Here is a 21,607-nt window from a genome sequence, read left to right on the forward strand (position 1 = left end):
CCGTCTTCCTCTTTAACCGCCGCAGAACAAACGCGGCGGGTGACGAAGGGCCCGGATGATCCGGCCTGACAACACAACAAAGAGGCTGACTATGAAAAATACTCTTCGCTCCATTGCCGCCGCCGCTGTTCTTCTTTCGGGCGCAAGCCTGGCTTTCGCCGCAAGCCATGGTGGCAACAAGATGGTCGGTGGCGCCGAAATGTTCCCCGACAAGAACATCGTCGAGAACGCCGTCAATTCCGCCGACCACACCACGCTTGTCGCGGCCGTCCAGGCTGCCGGCCTTGTCGACACGCTGTCGGGTGAAGGTCCGTTCACCGTGTTCGCGCCGACCAACGCAGCTTTCGCGGCCTTGCCGGATGGCACCGTCGACACACTGCTCAAGCCTGAGAACAAGGACCAGCTGACCAAGGTCCTGACCTGCCATGTCGTCGCCGCGGACGCGATGTCGGATGCAATCATGAAGATGGTTGACGATGATGGCGGCGCGCACCCGGTCAAGACCGTTGGCGGCTGCATGCTCAACGTCACCTACAAGGGCGACAAGATCATGATCGAGGACGAGACCGGCGGCGTGGCCAACGTCACCATCGCCGATGTCGACCAGTCCAATGGCGTCATTCACGTCATCGACAAGGTGCTCCTGCCCAAGGGCTGAGCCTGACAGCCGGTCCCCCGTGACTGGCATCATGTCCGGGCACGCCGCGCCCCCTGCATCGAAATGCCGGCGTGCCGTATCGGACAGCCTCCCGCTCTCTATGGGCGGGGGGCGCTCACGGGCAAGTGAAGACATGTGCTTGGCGCTTTGCCGCCCGATCACCTAGATTCCAACAACCAAAAGGAGACACACGATGACAACCAGGACAGAAATGAGCCGCCGCGCGCTTTTGACTGCCGGTGTTGCCGGCGTGGCCCTGTCGGTGTTTGGCCGCCTGGCGCCCGCCCGTGCATCGGAAGGAACGTTTGAAATCATGCTGAGCGAAGCGGAATGGAAGGCGAAGCTTTCACCGAAGCAGTTTGCGGTTCTGCGCCAGGAAGCCACCGAGCGTGCGTTCACCAGCCCGCTCAACGAGGAAAAGCGCAAGGGCATGTTCCATTGCGCCGGCTGCGACCTGCCGGTCTATTCGTCGGAAGCGAAGTTCGACAGCGGCACCGGATGGCCGAGCTTCTGGCAGGCCGAAGACAATGCCGTCCGCACCAAGGAGGACAGGTCGTTGTTCTCCACGCGCACGGAAGTCCATTGCCGCCGCTGCGGCGGTCACTTCGGTCACATTTTCGATGATGGCCCGCCGCCCACGGGCAAGCGTCATTGCCTCAACGGCGTTGCCTTGACTTTCAAGCCGGCGGAAAACGCCTGATCAGCGGATTGCCTGGCCGTTACAGCGTGATGGCCAGTGCGATCGCAACCCTCAGGTCTGCGATCCCCGAACCTTTTTCCGAAGACGTCGCAATGATCTCCGGATAGGCAGCCGGCCGGCGCTTCAGCGCGGCCACGGTCTCCGACATCAGCCGCGGCACGCCCGCTTCCTTGATCTTGTCGGTCTTGGTCAGCACCACCTGGTAGGACATCGCAGCCTTGTCCAGCAGGTCCATGACGTCTTCGTCATTCTTCTTGATGCCGTGCCGGCTGTCGATCAGCAGATAGACCCGCTTCAGCGTCGAGCGCCCGCGCATGTAGTCGAACACCAGCTTGGTCCACAGATCGACCTGGTCCTTCGGCGCCTTGGCATAGCCGTAACCCGGCATGTCGACCAGCGCCATCGGCGGCAGATCGCCTTCGTCGCCTGAATAACCCGACGGCACGAAATAGTTCAGTTCCTGGGTTCGTCCCGGCGTGTTCGAGGTCCGCGCCAGGCCATGGGATCCGACAAGCGCGTTGATCAGCGAGGATTTGCCGACATTCGAGCGGCCGGCAAAGGCGATTTCCGGCGGCCCTTCCGGTGGCAGGAACTTCAACGACGGCACACCGCGGATAAACACCCACGGCTTGGAAAACAGCGCCGCCGCCAGTTCCTTGGCGGCCTGCTCGGCCGGATCCGCGGACAGTTGGGTCATTGTGCCGCCTCCAGTTTGCCGGTCAGGTTTTCTTGGCTTTGGGCTTGAACAGGGCTGCGAGATTGTCCCACAACTCGATCTTCGCGCCCTGGCGTTTCATGATCACGCCCTGCTGGAGTACCGAAAGCGTGTTGTTCCAGGCCCAGTAGATCACCAGACCGGCCGGGAAGGTCGCCAGCATGAAGGTGAAGACAACCGGCATCCAGGTGAAGATCATCGCCTGGGTCGGGTCCGGAGGGGTCGGGTTCATGCGCATCTGGATGAACATGGTGATGCCCATGATCAACGGCCAGACGCCGATCATCAGGAATGAAGGCACGTCATAGGGCAACAGGCCGAACAGGTTGAAAAGCGAGGTCGGATCCGGCGCCGAAAGGTCCTGGATCCAGCCGAAGAACGGCGCGTGGCGCATTTCGATGGTGATGTAGAGCACCTTGTAGAGCGAGAAGAACACCGGGATCTGCAACAGCACCGGCCAGCAGCCGGCCACAGGGTTGATCTTCTCTTTCTTGTAGAGTTCCATCATGCCCTGCTGCAGCGCCATCTTGTCGTCGCCATGCTTGGCCTTAAGCTCCTCAAGCTTGGGCTGCACCTTCTTCATGTTGGCCATCGACACGTAGGACTTGTTGGCCAGCGGGAAGAAGATCAGCTTGACGATCACGGTGGTGACCAGGATCGAAACACCGAAATTGCCGAACATCTTGTAGAGATAGTCGATCAGCCAGAACATCGGCTTGGTCAGGAAGTAGAACCATCCCCAGTCGATCATTAGGTCGAAATTGAGAATGTTGTACTGATCCTTGTATTCGCCAATGACCGGAACTTCCTTGGCGCCGGCAAACACCAGGGTCTTGGATGTCACGCTGCCGCCCGGCGCGATCGCCATTGCGTCGGTCTTGAAGTCGGACTGGTAGCGCGCCCGGCCATCGGTGAAATGGGCAAAGCGGGTCTCAAAGCCCGCGCCCTGTGGCGGCACAAGCGCGGCAGCCCAGTATTTGTCGGTAATTCCCATCCAGCCCGCGGTCGCCTTGGCGACGCTGATGACGGGAGTGTCCTCGACATCGGAGTAATCGACCTCCTGCAGGCCGTCCTCGCCGATCACACCGATCAGTCCTTCGTGCAGCACGTAGATGCCCTGGGTCTTGGGCTTGAAGAACCGGGTAACGCGGCCGTAGCCGGCGACGGATGCGGCCGCGTCGCCGGAATTGGCGATCGTGTCCTCGAAGCTGAACATGTAATGCTCATCAACGGAGATGACGCGGGTGAAGATCAGGCCCTGGCCATTGTCGAAGGTCAGCGTGACCGGAGTTGTTGGAGTGAGGGTCTGGCCCGGGGCGGCAGTCCAGACGGTGTTGGGGCCGGGAGCCGGGCCGGATTGCGCATCGGCGATGAAACCGACTTCCGCGAAATAACCATTGGCCATTGCCGCGGGGCTGAACAACGTGATGTTGGCGCTCGCCGGGTCTATGGTCTCGCGATATTCCTTCAGGAGGAGGTCGTCGATGCGAGCGCCGGAAAGATTGATGGACCCGGAAAGCGACGGGGTATCGATGGTGATCCGGCCAGTCTGGGCGACGGCGTCTTCGCGCGAAAGGCTGCCCGCCGGCGCAACGGCAGCGCCGGGAAGCGCCGAATCGCCGCCGGGCGCCGATCCACTCACCGCGCCTGGAGCCGCGGCATCGCCGGTCGCGGCCGCAGGCGCCTGCGCAGCCTGCTGGGCCTGCAGTGCTTCGGCGGCCACGCGTTCCCGCTCGATCTTCGGGCTGACATAGAGGAATTGCCAGGCGACAAGCACAAGCACCGACAAGAGAATTGCGACGAAATAATTGCGATTGTTTTCCATCACTCAATCCTGATGTTCAGGCGCCGATTGCCTGGTGTTCTGGTGTTGTCCGGTGCGCCGATCGGTCTCGGGACGCGTGTGTTGGGGCCGTTTCTGTCTGTCGGCATCTTTCACCCGCTCGGTGAGCGCGGCGATCAGTCCGTCAAACGGCGCGCTCAGCGTATCCCTGCGCGCGACCACCACATAGTCATGTCCGGGCTTGAATGGAACCCCTGCCATTTGACGCACGACTTCCCTGAGGCGTCGGCGCATCCGGTTGCGCTCGACCGAATTTCCCTGCTTTTTCGTCACCGTGAAGCCGATGCGCGGGGCCTGGTCGGGTTCGCCCCGGTCGAGGGTTTCGAGTAAGAAATATGGTCCGCGCAGACGTTTTCCCTTCTGCACGGCGAGGAAATCCGGCCGGTTTTTAAGCCGCCCGGGTTTCTTGATGGTATCGTCCTGTGCCACGCGATCGTAGTCCTTCGCGGGCCGTCGTCAGCGCTTAAGCCGACAAACGATTGCGCCCGCGGGCGCGGCGAGCCTGGATGACCTTGCGGCCGCCCTTGGTAGCCATACGTGCACGGAAGCCGTGACGCCGCTTGCGAACAAGCTTGGATGGTTGGTAAGTACGCTTTGGCATTTATTTTAATACCGCGGTGTGCGGCCCTTCTTGGAACATCTTGGTTTGGGTGTTCAGTCCGTCAAAACACACTCCCGGAAACCGGAAGCTTCCACGGACGAGCGGCTTATAGGCGCGATCCCGGTCAAAAGTCAATGAGCCAGACTGCCTCGCCTTGAGCCGGATCAGCGGTCGGCGCGCGGCCGGGGCCCTGCTTTGCCAGGCTCCTTTGCCCCACTCAAACGGCCCGGAACGGGAAAGTCCGGTCACGTCCGTTCACAAGCCGGTGACATCGCCTGCGCGACGGTTGCCGCGAGCGCCGCCCTGCGCCAATTCCTGGTTCGACAGGCAAAGACACATCGAGCCGAGGATAGCAGAAGCCATGAAATTTGACCGCCGTACCCTTGTCGCCGGATCCTTCGGCTTTGCAGCCGCAACAGCGCTCCGGCCTCTGCCCGCAGTCGCCGCCTTGAGCAGCTTTCGTCCCAAGGGCGGGGCCGGCTTCGATCATTCCGCCTATGACGCGCTTCTCAAGGCTCATGTCAGGCCGGACGCCGAGGGCTACAACAGGGTCGATTATCGCGGCGTGAAGGCAAATCTGGGGTCGCTGCGCGCCTACATTGCCTCCCTTGAAGCAGCCGATCCGGTCTCGTTGTCGCGCAACGAGGCCCACGCCTACTGGATCAACCTCTACAACGCCAGGACACTTGAGGTCGTGGCCGAAGCCTATCCGGTGACTTCGATCAAGAAGATCAATCTTGGAGGCTCCTTCCTGTTTGGCGCCGGCCCGTGGAAAGCGAAGATCATGCGCGTCAACGGCACCGAGCTGTCGCTTGACGATGTCGAGCACGAGATCGTCCGCGCCCTTTTCAAGGACCCGATGTCCCATTACGGGCTCAACTGCGCCTCCTATTCCTGCCCCAATCTCGCCGCCCGCGCCTTCACCGGCGCCAATGTCGACGCCCTTCTCCGCCAGAACGGCGTCGAATATGTCCACCATCCTCGCGGCGTCAAAGTGGAGAACGGCCGCATCACCGCCTCGACGATCTATTCCTGGTATGCCGGTGATTTCGGCGGCAAGGGCAGGCTCAAGGACCACTGGATGTCGCTTGCCGAACCTGGCAAGGCTGGGCGGATCGCCTCCGCTTCGATTTCAGGTTATGAATACGACTGGAGCATCAACGCGCTCTAATGCATGTCGCGCTCAACTGGATGCGCGGCTGTAGGGCTGATGACACCGTCCTCACGCCGCCGTGAGCTTTGTGTACTCGGGGTTCACGCGAGTTTGGGAAATAGCGAGGGATTGTCATTGGCGTCGGGAGGCGCATCCTTCTATTCATTCTTCGGAGCGATACTGCGGCGGCCGAACGGCTGCAACCAATCTGGAGATCCGGCATGACCTCGCAATTCCCGACAGGGCAGATGGAAAAAGCCATGGCATGCAATGCGGAGCAGGACCCAGACGCGGGCAGGAAACCGGCGTGGCGGCGCTATCTGCCGCTGGCGATCATTGCCACCGGTCTGGCGGCCGCCTATGCGGCGGGCCTTCAGGACTACATTTCGCTTACGGTTCTGGCCGAGCATCGCGATACGCTCAAGCAATTCGTCGCCGAGCACCGTGTTGCTTCGGCCCTGGGCTATTTCGTGCTCTATGCACTGGCCGTCGCCTTTGCCTTTCCCGCGGCCTCGATCCTGACGATCTTCGCGGGCTTCGTGTTCGGATGGTTCATCGCCGGCACCCTGACGGTCTTTGCCGCCACCACCGGCGCCGCCGCCATCTTCCTTGCCGCGAGGTCCGCCTTTGGCGATGTGCTGCGCAGGCGCGCCGGACCCTTCGCCGCCAGGCTCGCCGACGGTTTTTCAAAGGATGCGTTCAGCTATCTGCTGGTCTTGCGCCTGGCCCCGGTATTTCCGTTCTTCATCATCAACATCGCACCGGCCTTTTTCGACATCAGGCTGCGCACCTATGTCGCCGCGACCTTCCTCGGCATCATCCCCGGTACCTTTGCTTACACATGGCTGGGGCAGGGGCTGGACAGCGTCATTGTCGCTGCCGCCGGGCGCGAGATCTCGATTTCAGACCTTGTGACGCCCGAGATCACCATCGCATTTCTGGGACTTGCAATCGTCGCGGCAATCCCCACCATAGTGCGCAAGTTTCGCGCGCGATCCTGAAAAGAACCGGAATCATCGCCCGCCAGCGGTCAAAGCATACGGAAGACAGCCCATGAGCAGCCCATTGACACCTGATATCTGCATCATTGGCGGGGGCTCCGGCGGGCTCTCGGTCGCCGCCGCCGCCGCCGCCTTCGGCGTCGATGTGGTGCTTGTCGAAAAGGGCAAGATGGGTGGAGACTGCCTCAATTACGGCTGTGTGCCGTCCAAGGCGATGATCGCCGCCGGAAAACACGCCCATGCCATTGCCGAAGCGCCTGAATTCGGTGTGACGGCGGGCGAGGCCAAGGTCAATTTCCGCAAGGTCCGTGATCACGTCCATTCGGTGATCGGTGCTATCGCCCCCAACGATTCCGTTGAACGGTTCCGCGCCATGGGCGTCAACGTGATCGAGGCCGAGGCCCGCTTTGTCGACAAGTCCACGCTGATGGCCGGCGGCACCGAGATCCGCGCCCGGCGTTATGTCATTGCCACCGGATCTTCGGCCTTCGTGCCGCCGATTCCGGGCCTGGATACGGTCGATTACCTGACCAATGAAACCCTGTTCGAGCGCACCCGCGCGCCCAGGCACCTCATCGTCATCGGCGGTGGTCCGATCGGCATGGAAATGGCGCAGGCGCACCGCAGGCTTGGCGCCGAGGTCACCGTGGTCGAGGGTATGAAGGCGCTCGGCAAGGACGATCCGGAGCTCGCCGCGATCGTGCTCGAGAACATCCGGGCCGAAGGCGTGACCATTCACGAGGGCTCGAAGGTGACCTCGGTCGAAAAGCGCGGCAAAACCGGCATCCGGGTCAATTATGAAACCCAGTCCGGTGAAGGCTTCGTCGACGGCACCGATCTGCTGGTTGCCGTCGGCCGCCTCGCCAATGTCGAGGGGCTGGGGCTCGATGCCGCCGGTGTCGAGCATGACCGCCGCGGCATCAAGGTCGGCGCCAATCTCAGATCAAGCAACAAGCGCATCTATGCCATCGGCGATGTCGCCGGCGGGCTGCAATTCACCCATGTCGCGGGCTACCATGCCGGTCTCGTGGTGCAGCAGATCCTGTTCCGTGTGCCTGCCAGGGAAAACCGCGACATCATTCCCTGGGTGACCTACACCGATCCCGAACTCGCCCATGTCGGACTGACCGAGGAAGAGGCGGCGAAGCGGCATGGCGGCAGGATCTCGATCCTGCGCTGGCCCTACGCCGAAAACGACCGCGCCCAGGCCGAGCGCAAGACCACCGGGCTGATCAAGCTGGTGGTCGACCGCAAGGCCCGCATTCTCGGCGTCTCCATCGCCGGCGCTGGGGCCGGCGAAATGATCAACATGTGGGCGCTGGCCGTCACCAACCAGATGACGCTCAAGGATGTGCGCGGCTATGTTCCGCCCTATCCGACGATGGCTGAGATTGGAAAACGCGCTGCGGTTTCCTATTATACACCTTTGACCCGCAAGCCGCTTGTGCGCTGGCTCGTGCGCTTTTTGAGGCGGTTCGGCTAAGGGATATCGAGATCAGGGGCAGGAACATGGCGGACACCGATCCATCGCAAACCGATCCGGCCTGCGCCGTGCATGTCCGCCGCGGTATGAGTCTTTCCTCGCGGCTGTTGTGGCTGACCATCCTGTTCGTGATGATCGCCGAAGTGCTGATCTTCGTGCCGTCGGTGGCCAACACCAGGGTCCGCTGGCTGCAGGACCGGCTCAACACCGCCGCCGCCGCCGCCGTTGTCATTGACGGCGTCAACGAGATGGAACTGCCCCAGTCGATCCAGAACGACGCCCTGATGGCCACCGGCACCAAGGCCATCGTGCTGCACAAGGCCGGCTCTGCGCGCATGATCGCCAGCGCCGACATGCCTCCGGTCGTCACCCATTATTACGATCTCTCGGCTGTCACGCCGCTCAGTGCGGTACGCGACGCTTTCGACACCATACTGTTTGGCGGCGACCGGGTGATCCGCGTCGAGGGGCTGGTCGCCGACGACCCGGGCATGATCATCGAGCTGGTGCTCGAGGATACGCAGCTGCGTCATGCCATGCTGATTTACGGGCGCAACGTGTTCCTGCTGTCGGTGCTGATCTCGCTGATCACCGCGAGCCTTGTGTTCTTTTCCATCTCCCGCATGCTGATCCGCCCGGTCCACCGGGTGACCGAGAACATGAAGGCCTTCGCCGAGGATCCCGAAAACCCCAGCAAGATCATCGTGCCGAGCCCGGCTGTCGATGAGCTGAGCGCCGCCGAAGGTCACCTTGCCGACATGCAGACGCGGCTTCAGCAGACGCTCAAGGAGCAGCGCCATCTGGCCGATCTCGGTCTCGCCGTTTCCAAGATCAACCACGACATGCGCAACATCCTCACCTCGGCGCAGCTGATGTCCGATCGCCTGGCAATGATCGACGATCCGATGGTCAAGCGCTTCGCGCCCAAGCTCTTGCGCACCATCGACCGGGCGGTGAGCTATTCCAGCGAGGTTCTGGCCTATGGCAAGGCGCGCGAGGCCAAGCCGCGCCGCCGTTTCCTCAATTTCGCGGCTCTTGCCCGGGAGGTCACCGAGATCGTCGCCGAGGAAACCGAGGCCGACATCAACTACGTGCTTGATATCGATGAGGCCCTCGAGATCGAGGCCGACAGCGACCAGCTGTTCCGGGTGATCTACAATCTGGTGCGCAACGCCGTGCAGGCCTTCGCCGCCGATCCGTCGGATGACCCGGTGCTTGTCCGCCGCATCACCCTGTCGGCGCGCCGCACCGGTTCGGTGGTGGAGATCCGGGTGACCGACACCGGGCCGGGCCTGCCGGCCAGGGCGCGCGAGAACCTGTTCCAGCCGTTCCGCGGCTCGGCCCGCTCCGGCGGCACCGGTCTCGGGCTGGCGATTGCCCGCGAGCTGGTGCTTGCCCATGGTGGCTCGATTGCCCTCGACGAGGCGGTTTCGCAGGGCACGTCCTTCTGCATCGAACTGCCCGATCAGCCGGTGCCGCTCGACGGATATCGCGCAAGGGCCTGAGTCCCGCCGGCGGGCCGGAGACGGTCCGCCGGCGGCAGCGGCAGGGTGGCGCGGATGACTGCGTGATGCTCTGGAAGACCACCGGATGCGGGTCCGGTTTTTGCCGGCCGTGCGACAATTGTGCGACAATCGCTTTTTTCGCCAAATCCGCTTGCAATCCCCCGCAGTCCGTTTTAGGAGAACGCCTCGCAGGCGAAAGACACCTGCAGCGCGCGCCCGTAGCTCAGCTGGATAGAGCACCAGACTACGAATCTGGGGGTCAGAGGTTCGAATCCTTTCGGGCGCGCCATTTGTTCTGCATGCATGATGAGCTGCCCGAGATTGGGTAGGCGGCTTCCCTTATCGTCCAGCCATCGACGAGTCCTCCGCTCCGGTCGCCGTGACGGCGTTTGCCCATGCTTTGTCGAATGCGGCGCGGCCAAACCCATGCTCACGCATTCCGGTGTCGCGGCGTGCTTCAGTCGGCAAAGAGCGCTTCGAGTCTGAGGGCTATATGCATCTCCAGCGCCCTGGCCGGATCGTCCCAGCCGCCTGTCAATTGCTGCAGCGAGTCGAGCCGCTGGCGGACGGTGTTGACATGCACGCCGAGTGCTGCCGCGGTCTTGCTGATGCTGTACTGGCTCTCAAGGTAGCACAGCAGGGTTTTCTTCAGCTCCGCGCTCTGGCGCGGCGCCCTGGCCGCGATCGGGCTCAGCACATCCTGCATGTAGCGCGCGAGCCGTGCGGTGTCTCCGGTCTCGAACAATTTGGCTATGAAGTCCAGGTCCGAACAGGCGATGAAACGGTGCAGCGGCCTGATCTTGCGGACGACCTGCAGCGCGCGGTTCACGCGGACGTATTCGGCCGAGATCTCCGAGAGATCGAGAAGCGGGCCTGAAACGATTCCGCCGACCTGCCAGTCCTTGCCGCCTGCCGTCAGGTGATGCAGGAATTCGTCCACCGCGTCACGCGCGCCGAAGCCGACATAGGCGTCGTCAAACAGGTCGACAAGGACATTGGACCGCCTCGCCGCCTCGCGGATCACAGTGGTCTGGGAGGCGCGGTCGAGACCGGCGACGGCGATCAGCGCGAGCACCACGGGCTTGTCGGCGTGCAGGCCGAGCCGCTCGCGCACCGCCGACAGCGTCGACGGATCAGGCGGCGTGACCAGAACCAGATGACGCAGCAGCGTCGACGAGGCGATCAGCTTTTCGGTTTCATGCTTCTCGTTCCACAGCCGGGCGATTGACAGGGCCACGGCGCTGCGTTCCAGGTTGCGGATCTCGATGGGGTCGAGCTCGCCCTCGTGGCAGATGACGAGACATTCGCCGCGGCCGCGGCCGCCGCCGCCATGCAGGGCAATAACCCGGCACTGTTCTTCCTGCGTGGTGGTCACGATCACCGACCGGCCGGTGTGGCGCGACTGTGACAGCGCCGTAATAAGCGGGGCGACATCCAGATCCCCGGCCCGGATGTCGCCGGCTATCCGGCCGCGATAGGCGGTGGCGACGAATTCGTCGGCGACGTTGAGATCGTCGACAAGGAGGAAGACCGCGCCGCCGATCTGATTGGCCACGCGTTGCAGAAATTTCTGCATCTCGCCGCCCGAGGCGAGCAGCGAGGTCATTTCGTCATGGGCCGCCGCCGAGGCTTCGACATGCTGGATGTGCTCGATCAGCGCATTGCGGTTTCGCTGGGCCTCGTTGAGCGCTTCCGACAGAAGCCGGAAGGCGTTGGCGTTGCGCATGGCGATGCCGGCATGCAGCGCGAAGGAGCCGAGCACGGAGATCTCGCGCCCGCTGAGCTTGCGGGCGTAGCGGTCGGCGATGAAAAGAAAGCCGTGCACCTCGCCGTCGGACAGGATCGGGAACCCGGCGAGTGACACGATGTTCTCGGTCTCGAAGGTTCGGTCGAGTTCCGGCAGGTGGCGGAAACGTTTGTCGTTGAGATAGTCCTGGGTGTCGAAGAAGGTCTTGGTCTCCATGATCAGGCTGACTGCGCCGTATTCGAAGCGGCTGGTCATCTGCGGGGTCATCGGCGACAGGTGGCCTTCGGCGGCGACGGTGCGAAAGATCCCGACCTCGTCGTCGAGGATCGTCACCCAGGCGAGATTGGCGCCGACGAGGTTGCGCGCGCGGCTGACGATGGTCCGGAACAGGCCTTTGAGTTCGAGTGTCTTGGACAGGTCGTGCGTGGTGTCGATGAAGAGGCTCAAGCCCTTCTCCGACAGCACGCTGTCGCGCAGCGACTGCCGGATCAGGGCGAGAGCCGACTGCAGCGCGCCGAAGTCGTGGGCGCGGCCGGCGCGCGCGGCAGCAGCGGCGATCTCGCCGAGCAAGGCCTCGATTTCCGGTTCGGCGGCGTCATGGCCGATCTTGACCAGCAGCTCTACCGTCGCGCGAAACATGTCGTCCATCACTCCCATCCTCCCAGTTTGCCTCCGCTAGTTTGGATAATACATATAATTTTTGATTTTATGGACATTATCCACATAGCTAAGCCATTTCTGACCGACTAGCGTCTTTTCAGCGGGCCTGCAGAAGAGGGCAGTCCGTGGGAGGAAATCATGAAAAGCGTCGATGGGTCGCGTTGCCCGGAGGCAGGAGTGCCTGCGTCCGGATCCCGGAATGATGTCGGCTTGGCCGTGAAGATGCCGTGGCGCGTTTTGTCCGGCCGCCGGTCAGCGCCATGACGGGTGGGGCGCGCAAGGTCATCATTTCCTGCGCCGTGACAGGGCGCGCACACACCCCGTCCATGTCGGACTTTCTGCCCTTTACGCCGGAGCGGATCGCAGAGCAGGCCGTGGAGGCGGCACGGGCGGGCGCCGCCGTGCTGCATCTCGACGCGCGCAACCCGGCCGACGGAAGCCCGGCGCCGAGCACGGGCATCCTCGAGGGGATCGCCGCGTCGATCCGCCAGCAGACCGACGCGATCATCGCAGCGCCTGCGGGCGAGCCGGCAGGGGACATCCAGACCCTCAGCATGGGCGCGGTCAGCCACTCCTACCGCAAGGCTTTCCGCGGCATCTCGGACTGGAAATTCGACTGGGAGAAAAGTTTCGTCGACGAGTCGGAAAACCTGTTTCTGGGCAACACGCTCGGCGCCATCAAGGCCATTCTCGCGCGACCGGTCAGCGACGGTCGCGGCGCGCCCTTTCTCTATGAGTGTCACGATCCGAGCCATCTCTACAACCTTGCCTATTGCGCCGAAGAAGGGCTGGCGAGCGGGCCGTTCTTCATCCAGTTCCATATCGGGATGGTCGGCGGCCTTGGCTCCGACCCGGAGAACGTCTCGCTGATGCGGAGCACGGCCGACCGGCTGTTCGGCCGCGAGAATTACGCGTTTTCCGTCGCCGCCCATGGCAGGCGGCAGATCCCGTTGGCGGCGCTCGCGGCGATCGCCGGCGGACATGTCCGTGTCGGGCTGGCCGACAGCCTGTATCTGGGCAAGGGCCTGCTCGCCGAGTCCTGCGCCGCGCAAGTGCTGAAAATCCGCCGCATCCTGGAGGATCTTTCGTTCGCTGTCGCGAGCGCCAGCGAGGCACGGGAAATCCTGGGGGCACACCGGTCCGCGAACCCGGAACGAATGACAGGGGAGGCCTGACCCCATGGCTGAGGTTGTGGCAAGAGCGGGCGTGCCTGGGCCGCGCGGCAGGCTGCTGGAGATGATCGTGGTGGGTGCCGCAGCGGCGCTCATCATCATCTTCTCGGTCGCGGTCGACGGCTTCGCCACGGCCGGTAACCTCGGGGTCATGCTGTCGAATTCGGCATCGCTGGTGATCCTGAGCTGCGGCATGGCGGTGGTGATCATCTCGCGCGGGCTTGACCTGTCGCTGATCGCGGCGATGATCGCCGGCGCGACCACCTTCAGCACATTGATTGCCGCCGGCGTCCCGGCCCCGGTCGCGCTTCTCGTGACGATCGCAGTCATGATCGCCATCGGCCTGGCGAACGCATGGCTGATCGCCTATGTCGAGATCCCCGCACTTCTGGCGACACTCGCCTCGGCGATGTTCATCACCGGGCTGTTCCGCTTCGCCATCCTGCGCGGCGAGTACCTGCTGCTGTTGCCGAAATCCAACCCTGCGGTGGTGTTCCTGTCAGGCGAACTGATGCCGGGCGTCCCGACCCCGGTGGTGCTGATGCTCGTGACCGTGGCGGCCAGCTGGATCCTGATGCGCTATTCGACCGCCGGCAGGACCATCCAGGCGATGGGCGACAATTTTCAGGCCGCGAGGCTCACGGGTCTGCCGGTGCGCACGACGACCATCGTCGTCTATGTCTTTGCCGCGCTGACGGCGCTGCTTGCCGGCCTCGTCATGTCCGCGGCGAGCGGCACTGTGGACTTCCGCACCGTCACCAATGGAACGCTGCTGTTTGACGTCATTTTGGTGGTCGTGCTCGGCGGCATTCCGTTGCGCGGCGGGCATGGTGGCATCCGCAACATCGTCATCGGCATCGCGCTGATTGCGGTCCTGCGCAACGGCATGACGCTCATGAACGTCACCACGCAGATGCAGGACGTGATCAAGGGGCTGGTGCTGCTGACCGCGATCGTCGCCGACAAATACTTCAACCCGCGCGACGCCGAGACCGACACAATCGGGGATCTTTGAGAAGACACAAGCAACACAGGAGGAGAAAATGATGTTCAGGCTTGGAATGGAAACGGGACGCGCCATCGCCGCAGCCGCTATCGGCATGTGCATCGCCACCGGCTTCGCGCCAACGGCGCAGGCGGAGTCCGACATCGCCGGCAAGAAGGTGATCTTCGTGCCGATCTCGATGGGTATTTCGCTCACGGAGGGCTGGGCGCGGCGGATGAAGCAGCATGCCGATATCTACGGCTACACGCTGGAGATCCGCGACGCCGCCTTCAACACGGGCGTGATGGCGGAGCTGCTGGCCAAGGCGATCAGCGACAAGCCCGACGTGCTGGTCGTGCACAATCCGACGGTCCAGCTGCTGGCGCGACAGATCAAGCAAGCCGAATCCCAGGGCATCAAAGTGCTGCAGATCAATCTGCAGTCCAACCAGCTGTCGACGGCCTTTGTCGGCGCCAACTGGGAGCGGATCGGCCGGGAAATCGCCGAGGACATCGTCAAGGAATGCGGCGAAGGCAGCGGCAAGTCGGGCAAGGTGGCGATCATCCCCGGCCAGCTCACCGCGGCCGACAGCGTGATGATGAACGATGCCGCGTTCAAGGTGTTCGACGCGCATCCGGAGATCCAGGTGGTATCCAACCAGGCCTCGGACTGGGAGCCGGAAAAGGCCCGCCAGATTACCGCGACGGTGCTGCAGCAACACCCGGATCTCTGCGCGATCTTCGGCCACTGGGACGTTCACACCATGGGTGCCGGCAACGCTGTCAAGGACGCCGGCAAGGCCGATGGCGTTCTGGTCTATTCGACCGGCGGCGGCGGCGAGGTGGCGTGCAAGGCCGTCGAGGACGGCATCCAGGACCGGATCTGGAGCTATGACGCCGACGGCCAGGGCCGCGACGCCGGCACCGTGATCGACCTTATGCTGCAGGGAGCGGCGGCCTCGGACGGTTCGATGCTGACGATCGAATCGCCGATGAAGATCATCAAGGCCGGCGAAACCTACGATCCGGGCCTGTGCTGGAAGATGTGACCGGCCGGGCGCCCGGCGTCCAGGAAAACGGCTCCGCGGCCCGCCGCGGAGCTCCACCCCCAACAATTGCGAGCGTCATGCCTGGTTCCTTCACCTTTTCCAGCCTGCCCAAGCAGCCGGTGCCGCTCGTCGTGGTTTCGCCGCGGCGGATCCTGGCCGACCTGCTGTCGAAGGGATGGGTGGAAAATGCGATCCCGTTCATCGCTTTCGTGCTGGTGGCTGGCGGCATAATGCTGACCACGCGGGACTATTTCGGCGCGACTAACCTTCTGAACCTGGCGCAATACGCGACCGACGGCGGTCTGCTGGTGCTGGCGTTGCTGATCGTCGTCGCGGTGGGCGGCATCGACCTGTCGGTGGGCTCGAACTTTGCCATGTCGGCGTTCGTGGCGCTCTACTGCTTTCACATTCTCGGCCTGCCGACGCCCGTTATCCTCGCGGCAAGCCTTGCAGCCGGCGGGCTGACCGGCGCGGTCAACGGCGTGCTGGCTGGCCTGATCGGTTGCGGTGCGCTGCTGGCGACGCTCGGAACCATGATCACCGTGCGCGGGCTCTACACCCTGGCTTCGCAAGCGCGGCTGGTGGAAATCTCGACCAGCGCGCGGGTGGACGATCTGTGGGACTGGATCGGCTTCGAACGGTGGCTCGGGCTGCCTGTCGGATTCTGGGCGCTGCTGATCGTGGCCGCCTGTGTCTTCGTCATGTTCCGCCAGTCGCGCTTCGGCTGGCACATCCTCGCCGTCGGCGGCAACCGCAAGGCGGCGCGTCACGGCGGCATCCAGGTCAAGCTGACGATCTTCCTGGCCTATCTGCTGGGCGGCCTGGTCGTGGGGCTTGCCGGCTTTCTTTATGCCGCGCGGCAGAACAGCGTCGGCTCTGACACCGGCGTCGGCATGGAGTTCTTCGCGCTGACCGCGCTGGTCGTCGGCCTCGGCGGCTTCGTGCCCGGCCGCGGCGCGGTGCTCTCGGTGCTGGTCGGCTTCGCGACGGTCTATCTATTCAACAATGCGATGATCAACGCCGGCTACCGGGGCGATTTCGTCCAACTCAGCATGGGTGCGATCCTGATCGTGATCCTCGCCGCCGACGTGAAGTTCCGCAAGAACCGTCACCGGCTGCTGGCATCAACCTACCTCGATCCGGTGCGCGTCGACATCGACGGGGTCAAGGGCATGGACGGCCTGATGCCGCACGAGATCCGGCCGAAACTGCGCGAGGCCGAGATCCTCGCGCCGGGCAAGCTCGACGGTCCGGAGGACGTCATCCTCGACGCCGACGGCAATCTTTATTGCGGCAACCGCGACGGGCGTCTGCTGCGGCTGCGACCGCCGGACTATTCGCGGGTCGAGGTGGTCGCCAAGATCGGCGGACGGCCGCTCGGTCTGGCCTTCGATCCGGAGGGCCGGATCGTCACCTGCGTCGCCGGCATGGGCCTGCTCAGGGTGACGATGGACGGTGCGGTTGAGCTTCTTACCGACCAGACCGGGCGCAGCCTGTTGAGCGTGCAGGACGACACCACGATCCGGATGGCCGACGACCTCGACATCGCGCCGGACGGAACCATCTATTTCACCGACGCCACCAAGCGCTACGACATCGAGAACTGGGGACTGGACCTGCTCGAGGGGCGTCCCAACGGGCGGCTGCTCAGCTACGATCCGAGGACGCGGAAAACGCGAACGGTCTGCGACAACCTGGTCTTTCCCAACGGCGTCTGCGTGACGCATGACGGCAAGTTCCTGCTGGTCGCGAGCACCTGGAGCTGCTCGATCCTGATCTTCGACCTTGCCAATGCCGCCGCCGGCCCGCGCGTGTTTCTGAGCGGGCTGCCTGGCTATCCCGACAACATCAACCGGGCATCGGACGGCGGCTACTGGGTGGCGCTCGCCGGCATGCGCAACCCGATCATCGACCAGTCGATGAAATATCCGGCGTTGCGGCGGCGGATGACGCGACGGGTGCCGCCGACCAATTGGCTGTTCGGCAATCTCAACATCGGCGGCGTCCTGAAGCTCGATGGCGACGGCAGGATCGCCGACGCACTGTGGGACGCGCCGGGCGGTCCGCTCTACATGATCACCTCGATGCGCGAGCACGAGGGATCGCTCTTCATGGGCGGCGTCACCAACAACAAGATCGGTCGGCTGCGACTGGAGAACGCCGACAACGGCTGGACGGGCCCGAAAAGCTACTGGGGGGAGGGATAGCGATGCTGTTTGCGACCCGACGGAGCGACCCGCCGGCGATGACGCTGGAAGGCGTGCTCGGACCCAATACGCGGCTTGACGATGCGGCGGGCATCGCGGTGGATGCACCCAACGCCGTGTGCGTGATCGAGGGGCTGGGGCTGCTGTTCAGCTCGGGGAGCGCGGTGCTGGCGATCGAGGCCTGGGACGCCCGGCCGACGCCGTGGGCGGTGTTCGATGACACGGTCACCGCGATCGGTGGCGGACCGGACGGCCTGGTCGCCGTCGGCCTCGCTGGTGGCGGTCTCGCAGTGTGTGACCGCAATGGCGCCGCGGCTGGATGGACGGCGCCAGCTGCCGGTCCGGCGGCCATTGCCGATCTCGCCTTCCTGCCGGATGGCGCCGTAGCGGCCGTTGACAGCGGCTACGGGCCTGGCGACGACATGTTCGCGCGGGCGCCGTGGGACGACCGGGCGCGGGGCAGCGTCACCTCGGTGCGCAGGGACGGCGCAACGCGGCAGCTCGCGTCCGGGCTGCATTGCCCGACCGGGATCGCGCTCGATGGCTCCGGCGCGCCGCTGGTGACGCTGTTCGAAAGGGCGGCGGTCGCCGAGCTTTCCGGCCAGCTCAGGCAATCCGGCTATCCCGCCTATCCCGGCCGCATCCGAAGGACGGACACCGGCTACCTGATCGCCTGCCTGGCCCGCCGCGACCCGCTGATCGAGTTCCTCAAGACCGAGAGGGACTTCGTCGCCGAGATGAAACAATCGATCGAGCCCCGCTACTGGATTTCGCCGCGGATGCATCCGGAGTTCAGCCATGATTTCCCGATCGAGGCCGGCGCGACGCGGCTGTTCGGCGAGATCAAGCCGTGGGCGCCGTCGTTTTCCTACGGGCTGGTGATCGAGACCGACGAGCGGCTTGTCCCGACCGCGTCTGCCCATTCGCGCGCCAACGGCCTGCGCCATGCGATCAGTGACGCGGTGTGCTGGAACGGCGACATCATTGCCGTCAGCCGGGCCAGCGGCGAAGTGCTGCGCATCGGTGCGGGGGGCACGGTCCAATGAGCGCCGATCCGATCATCCGCCTTGAGAAGGTGGCCAAGAGCTATGGCGGCATCAACGCGCTGGAGGAGGCCGATTTCGAGCTGTTTCCGGGCGAGATTCACGCGCTGGCCGGAGAGAACGGGGCGGGCAAATCGACACTGTGCAAACTGATCGCCGGTGTCATCGCGCCAACCGCCGGCGCGGTGTGGATCGACGGCAGGCAGGTCACCCTGTCGGCGCCGAAGGACGCCAGCCGGCTCGGCATTTCCATGGTTTACCAGGAGACCAGCCTGGTGCCGCAATTGACCGTGGCGCAGAACATGGTGCTCGGCCGCGAGCGCATGTTCAACTCGGTGCGCAAGGTGCGCAATGCCGCGCGCCAGGTTTTGCAGCGGCTGAACTTCAAGGTCGACCCGTCACAGCTTGCCGGTTCGTTGTCGACCGCCAAGCGGCAGATGGTGGAAATCGCGCGTGCCGTGCTCAACGAGGCGCGGGTGATCATTCTGGACGAGCCGACCGCCGCGCTGACGCCCGAAGAGACCGATCACCTGTTCGATCTGATGAAGTCGCTGCAGCGCAGCGGCGTGGCGATGATCTTCATCAGCCACGCGTTGGAGGAGGCGCTCAACCACGCCGACCGGATCTCGGTGCTGCGCAACGGTCGCCTGACGGTGACAGGACCGGCGCGGGACTTCGACCGCAACCGGCTGATCAGCTCGATGATCGGCTCGGAACTCAAGCAGGATACGAGCGCGGCGAAGGCGGTGCGGGCCGTGCACTCGGCGCTGCCGGTGCTGCGGGTGGAAAACATCCGCATGGGCAGCATGGTCAACAACATGTCCTTCTCGGTATTTCCAGGGCAGGTCACCGGTATCGCGGGGCTGATCGGCTCCGGCCGCAGCGAGGTCGCCAAGGTGATCATGGGCCACACCAAGCGCAATTTCGGCGGCGGACGGATCTGGTTCGAAGGGCGCGAGGTGCGTTACAACGTGCCCGCGCAGGCGATTGCCGACGGCATCGCCTATGTCAGCGAGGATCGGAAATTCGACGGTTTCTTCGAGACAATGAGCATCGCCGACAATATCGGACTCGGCTGGCTCGCCAAGTTCGGACGCCGCCGCCGGCTGGCGCCGCTCAGCCGGATGCGGCAGATTTCGCAGGACTGGGAAAAGCGGCTGTCGATCCGCTGCACCGACGTCGACCAGCTGGTGCTTCATCTTTCGGGCGGCAACCAGCAGAAGGTGGTGATCGCCAAGTCGCTGGCACAGGAGCCGAAGCTGGTGATCTTCGACGAGCCGACGCGAGGTGTCGATGTCGGGGCGATCGCGGAAATCCGCCAGATCGTCCGCAACTTTGCCGAAAGCGGCGCCGGCGTTATCCTGATCTCGTCCTACCTGCCGGAAATCCTGGATTTGTCGGACCGCATTCTCGTCGCCAAAAGCGGCACGATCGTCGCCGAATTCGCCCGCAACGAAGCAACAGCGGAAAGAATACTCCATGCCGCGATCCACTGACACGGCCGTGCTGAAAGACGGGGCAGACAGGCCCCTGGTCCGCTGCCCCGCCGGCGCGCTCTGCGGTACGGCGCGTGACGGGATCCGTGTCTTCAAGGGCATCGCCTACGCGCTGCCGCCCGCGGGTGCGAACCGATGGATGCCGCCGCGGCCGCATCCGCAATGGTCCGGTATCCGCGAGGCGGCGGATTTCGGTCGTGCCTGCCCGCAGCCGCCGCGGCGGCGCGGGAGCATTTATGCGGGCGACATGGCGGGGATGGGCGAGGACTGCCTCACTCTCAATGTCTGGGCTCCGGACGACGCCAAAGCCATGCCTGTGCTCGTCTGGCTGCATGGCGGCTCGCTGATCTGGGGTGGCAGTTCGGAGCCGCTTTATGACGGCATGCACCTGGCCAGCCGAGCAGTCGTGGTCGTCTCGATTAATTACCGGCTCGGCGTTTTCGGGTATCTCGCCCACCCGGAACTCAGCGCGGAGTCTGCCGACGGCGTTTCGGGCAATTACGGGCTGCTCGACCAGATCGCCGCACTCGAATGGGTGCGGGACAATATCGCCAGCTTCGGCGGTGATCCGGACAATGTCACGCTCGCGGGCGAATCCGCGGGCGCGCTGAGCGTGCTGTACCTGATGTGCGCGCCGCGCGCGCGCGGCCTGTTCCACAAGGCGATCGCGCAAAGCAGCTATGCGGTCTCGATGCCGGAGCTCACGCAGTCCCGCTTTGGCGAGGAACCGGCGGAAGCGCGCGGGGTCCGGCTTCTGGCGGCGCTCGGCGCGCGCTCCATCGCGGAGCTGCGGTCGAGGGACAGTGCGGAGCTTGCCGCGGCGGCGCTGGAGGCCGGATATATGCCCAGCGGGATCGTTGACGGGCATGTGCTGCCGCGCCAGATCGTCGAGACCTTCGAGCGCGGCGAACAGGCCCCGGTGCCGTTGCTCGCCGGGTTCAACAGCGGCGAGGTCCGGTCGCTGCCTTTCCTGATACCCCCGGCTCCCGACAGCGCGGAGACCTACGAAGGCGAAATCCGGGCCCGCTACGGCGACCTGGCGGACCGGTTCCTTGCCCTTTATCCCTCCGGCGACATGCGGGAGAGCATGCTGGCGGCGCTGCGCGACGGGCTCTACGGTTGGACGGCGGGCATGGCGGCAGCCGGCCAGGCGAAGGCTGGCGTTCCGGCCTTTCTCTACCTGTTCGATCACGGTTATCCGGTGGCCGCGCAGGCCGGACTTCACGCCTTTCACGCAGGCGAGATCCCCTACATGTTCGGCACGCTGGACCGGACGCCGCCGCACTGGCCCGAAATTCCGGCGACCGCGGCGGAACGGGGGCTGTCGGATGCAATGATGGACTATTGGGCATCTTTTGCCGCTTCGGGCGTGCCGGCATCGGCCGGCCGGCCGCAGTGGCCGGCGCATGCGGAGAGCGCGTTTTGGATGCGGTTCGACGAAGCGCCGAAGCCGGGTACGGATCGGTTCCCGGGCGCATGCGTCTTGCATGACGAGGTGGTGCGTCGGCGCCGCGCCGCGGGTGGCATTCCGTGGAACTGGAATGTTGGCATCGCATCGCCGCCGCTTCCTCCGAAGAGTTCGAATTGAAG

General features: G+C 64.2%; 18 protein-coding genes and 1 tRNA gene. 14 read left to right on the forward strand and 5 right to left on the reverse strand.

Annotation, left to right across the window (positions count from 1 at the left end):
- Nucleotides 1-91 precede the first annotated feature (91 nt).
- Nucleotides 92-658: a fasciclin domain-containing protein gene (locus O4H62_RS20160; RefSeq protein ID WP_269390584.1), complete on the forward strand. Its 567-nt coding sequence runs from the start codon at nucleotides 92-94 to the stop codon at nucleotides 656-658.
- 193 nt (nucleotides 659-851) lie between these two features.
- Nucleotides 852-1,358, forward strand: coding sequence for a peptide-methionine (R)-S-oxide reductase MsrB (gene msrB, locus O4H62_RS20165; protein WP_430538483.1), 507 nt, complete (start codon nucleotides 852-854; stop codon nucleotides 1,356-1,358).
- Between the two features lie 19 nt (nucleotides 1,359-1,377).
- Here the strand turns inward: msrB and yihA are convergent, their stop codons facing one another.
- From yihA to rpmH, 4 genes are read right to left on the reverse strand one after another with little or no spacing between them, the layout of a single operon-like run.
- The gene (gene yihA / locus O4H62_RS20170; protein WP_269390586.1) at nucleotides 1,378-2,055 is read right to left on the reverse strand and encodes a ribosome biogenesis GTP-binding protein YihA/YsxC; all 678 of its coding nucleotides are present in this window, start codon (nucleotides 2,053-2,055) and stop codon (nucleotides 1,378-1,380) included.
- A gap of 22 nt (nucleotides 2,056-2,077) precedes the next feature.
- Entirely contained in the window at nucleotides 2,078-3,898 is a 1,821-nt protein-coding gene (gene yidC / locus O4H62_RS20175; RefSeq protein WP_269390588.1) for a membrane protein insertase YidC, read from the reverse strand.
- A 3-nt stretch (nucleotides 3,899-3,901) separates the two neighbouring features.
- Nucleotides 3,902-4,345 (reverse strand): ribonuclease P protein component, encoded by a 444-nt coding sequence (rnpA, locus tag O4H62_RS20180; RefSeq protein ID WP_269390589.1) that lies wholly within the window; start codon nucleotides 4,343-4,345, stop codon nucleotides 3,902-3,904.
- Nucleotides 4,346-4,379: 34 nt separating this feature from the next.
- The gene (rpmH, locus tag O4H62_RS20185; protein WP_007199880.1) at nucleotides 4,380-4,517 is read right to left on the reverse strand and encodes a 50S ribosomal protein L34; all 138 of its coding nucleotides are present in this window, start codon (nucleotides 4,515-4,517) and stop codon (nucleotides 4,380-4,382) included.
- 361 nt (nucleotides 4,518-4,878) lie between these two features.
- Here rpmH and O4H62_RS20190 point away from each other — a divergent pair, with 361 nt between their 5' ends.
- The 5 genes from O4H62_RS20190 (at nucleotide 4,879) to O4H62_RS20210 (ending at nucleotide 9,948) form a co-directional block, all read left to right on the forward strand.
- Nucleotides 4,879-5,688: a DUF547 domain-containing protein gene (locus O4H62_RS20190; RefSeq protein WP_269390590.1), complete on the forward strand. Its 810-nt coding sequence runs from the start codon at nucleotides 4,879-4,881 to the stop codon at nucleotides 5,686-5,688.
- Between the two features lie 203 nt (nucleotides 5,689-5,891).
- Nucleotides 5,892-6,671 carry a TVP38/TMEM64 family protein gene (locus O4H62_RS20195; protein ID WP_269390591.1) on the forward strand — a complete coding sequence of 260 codons (780 nt, stop codon included), beginning with the start codon at nucleotides 5,892-5,894 and terminating at the stop codon, nucleotides 6,669-6,671.
- A 52-nt stretch (nucleotides 6,672-6,723) separates the two neighbouring features.
- Nucleotides 6,724-8,154, forward strand: coding sequence for a dihydrolipoyl dehydrogenase family protein (locus O4H62_RS20200; RefSeq protein ID WP_269390592.1), 1,431 nt, complete (start codon nucleotides 6,724-6,726; stop codon nucleotides 8,152-8,154).
- A 26-nt stretch (nucleotides 8,155-8,180) separates the two neighbouring features.
- Complete coding sequence (locus O4H62_RS20205; protein ID WP_430538484.1) at nucleotides 8,181-9,659, forward strand: sensor histidine kinase; 1,479 nt, start codon at nucleotides 8,181-8,183, stop codon at nucleotides 9,657-9,659.
- A gap of 212 nt (nucleotides 9,660-9,871) precedes the next feature.
- Nucleotides 9,872-9,948, forward strand: a tRNA-Arg gene (locus O4H62_RS20210).
- A gap of 168 nt (nucleotides 9,949-10,116) precedes the next feature.
- Here O4H62_RS20210 and O4H62_RS20215 read toward each other — a convergent pair.
- A complete protein-coding gene (locus tag O4H62_RS20215; protein WP_269390593.1) occupies nucleotides 10,117-12,054 on the reverse strand; it encodes a helix-turn-helix domain-containing protein in 1,938 nt (645 codons plus the stop codon).
- A gap of 239 nt (nucleotides 12,055-12,293) precedes the next feature.
- Between O4H62_RS20215 and O4H62_RS20220 the strand changes: the two genes are divergently transcribed.
- From O4H62_RS20220 to O4H62_RS20250, 7 genes are all read left to right on the forward strand, one after another.
- Nucleotides 12,294-13,241 carry a 3-keto-5-aminohexanoate cleavage protein gene (locus O4H62_RS20220; RefSeq protein ID WP_269390595.1) on the forward strand — a complete coding sequence of 316 codons (948 nt, stop codon included), beginning with the start codon at nucleotides 12,294-12,296 and terminating at the stop codon, nucleotides 13,239-13,241.
- 4 nt (nucleotides 13,242-13,245) lie between these two features.
- A complete protein-coding gene (locus tag O4H62_RS20225) occupies nucleotides 13,246-14,253 on the forward strand; it encodes an ABC transporter permease (protein ID WP_269390597.1) in 1,008 nt (335 codons plus the stop codon).
- A gap of 28 nt (nucleotides 14,254-14,281) precedes the next feature.
- Entirely contained in the window at nucleotides 14,282-15,271 is a 990-nt protein-coding gene (locus O4H62_RS20230) for a sugar ABC transporter substrate-binding protein (RefSeq protein WP_269390598.1), read from the forward strand.
- A 77-nt stretch (nucleotides 15,272-15,348) separates the two neighbouring features.
- Nucleotides 15,349-17,478 carry an ABC transporter permease gene (locus tag O4H62_RS20235; protein WP_269390599.1) on the forward strand — a complete coding sequence of 710 codons (2,130 nt, stop codon included), beginning with the start codon at nucleotides 15,349-15,351 and terminating at the stop codon, nucleotides 17,476-17,478.
- Nucleotides 17,479-17,480: 2 nt separating this feature from the next.
- On the forward strand, nucleotides 17,481-18,524 hold the full coding sequence (locus O4H62_RS20240; RefSeq protein ID WP_269390600.1) for a hypothetical protein: 1,044 nt from the start codon (nucleotides 17,481-17,483) through the stop codon (nucleotides 18,522-18,524).
- Nucleotides 18,521-20,017, forward strand: coding sequence for a sugar ABC transporter ATP-binding protein (locus O4H62_RS20245; protein WP_269390601.1), 1,497 nt, complete (start codon nucleotides 18,521-18,523; stop codon nucleotides 20,015-20,017). The genes O4H62_RS20240 and O4H62_RS20245 overlap by 4 nt, the downstream gene beginning before the upstream one ends.
- Nucleotides 20,001-21,605 carry a carboxylesterase/lipase family protein gene (locus O4H62_RS20250; RefSeq protein ID WP_269390603.1) on the forward strand — a complete coding sequence of 535 codons (1,605 nt, stop codon included), beginning with the start codon at nucleotides 20,001-20,003 and terminating at the stop codon, nucleotides 21,603-21,605. The genes O4H62_RS20245 and O4H62_RS20250 overlap by 17 nt, the downstream gene beginning before the upstream one ends.
- Nucleotides 21,606-21,607 lie beyond the last annotated feature (2 nt).

Origin of the sequence: Parahoeflea alexandrii (assembly GCF_027214025.1) — a bacterium.
Lineage (GTDB): Bacteria > Pseudomonadota > Alphaproteobacteria > Rhizobiales > Rhizobiaceae > Hoeflea > Hoeflea alexandrii_A.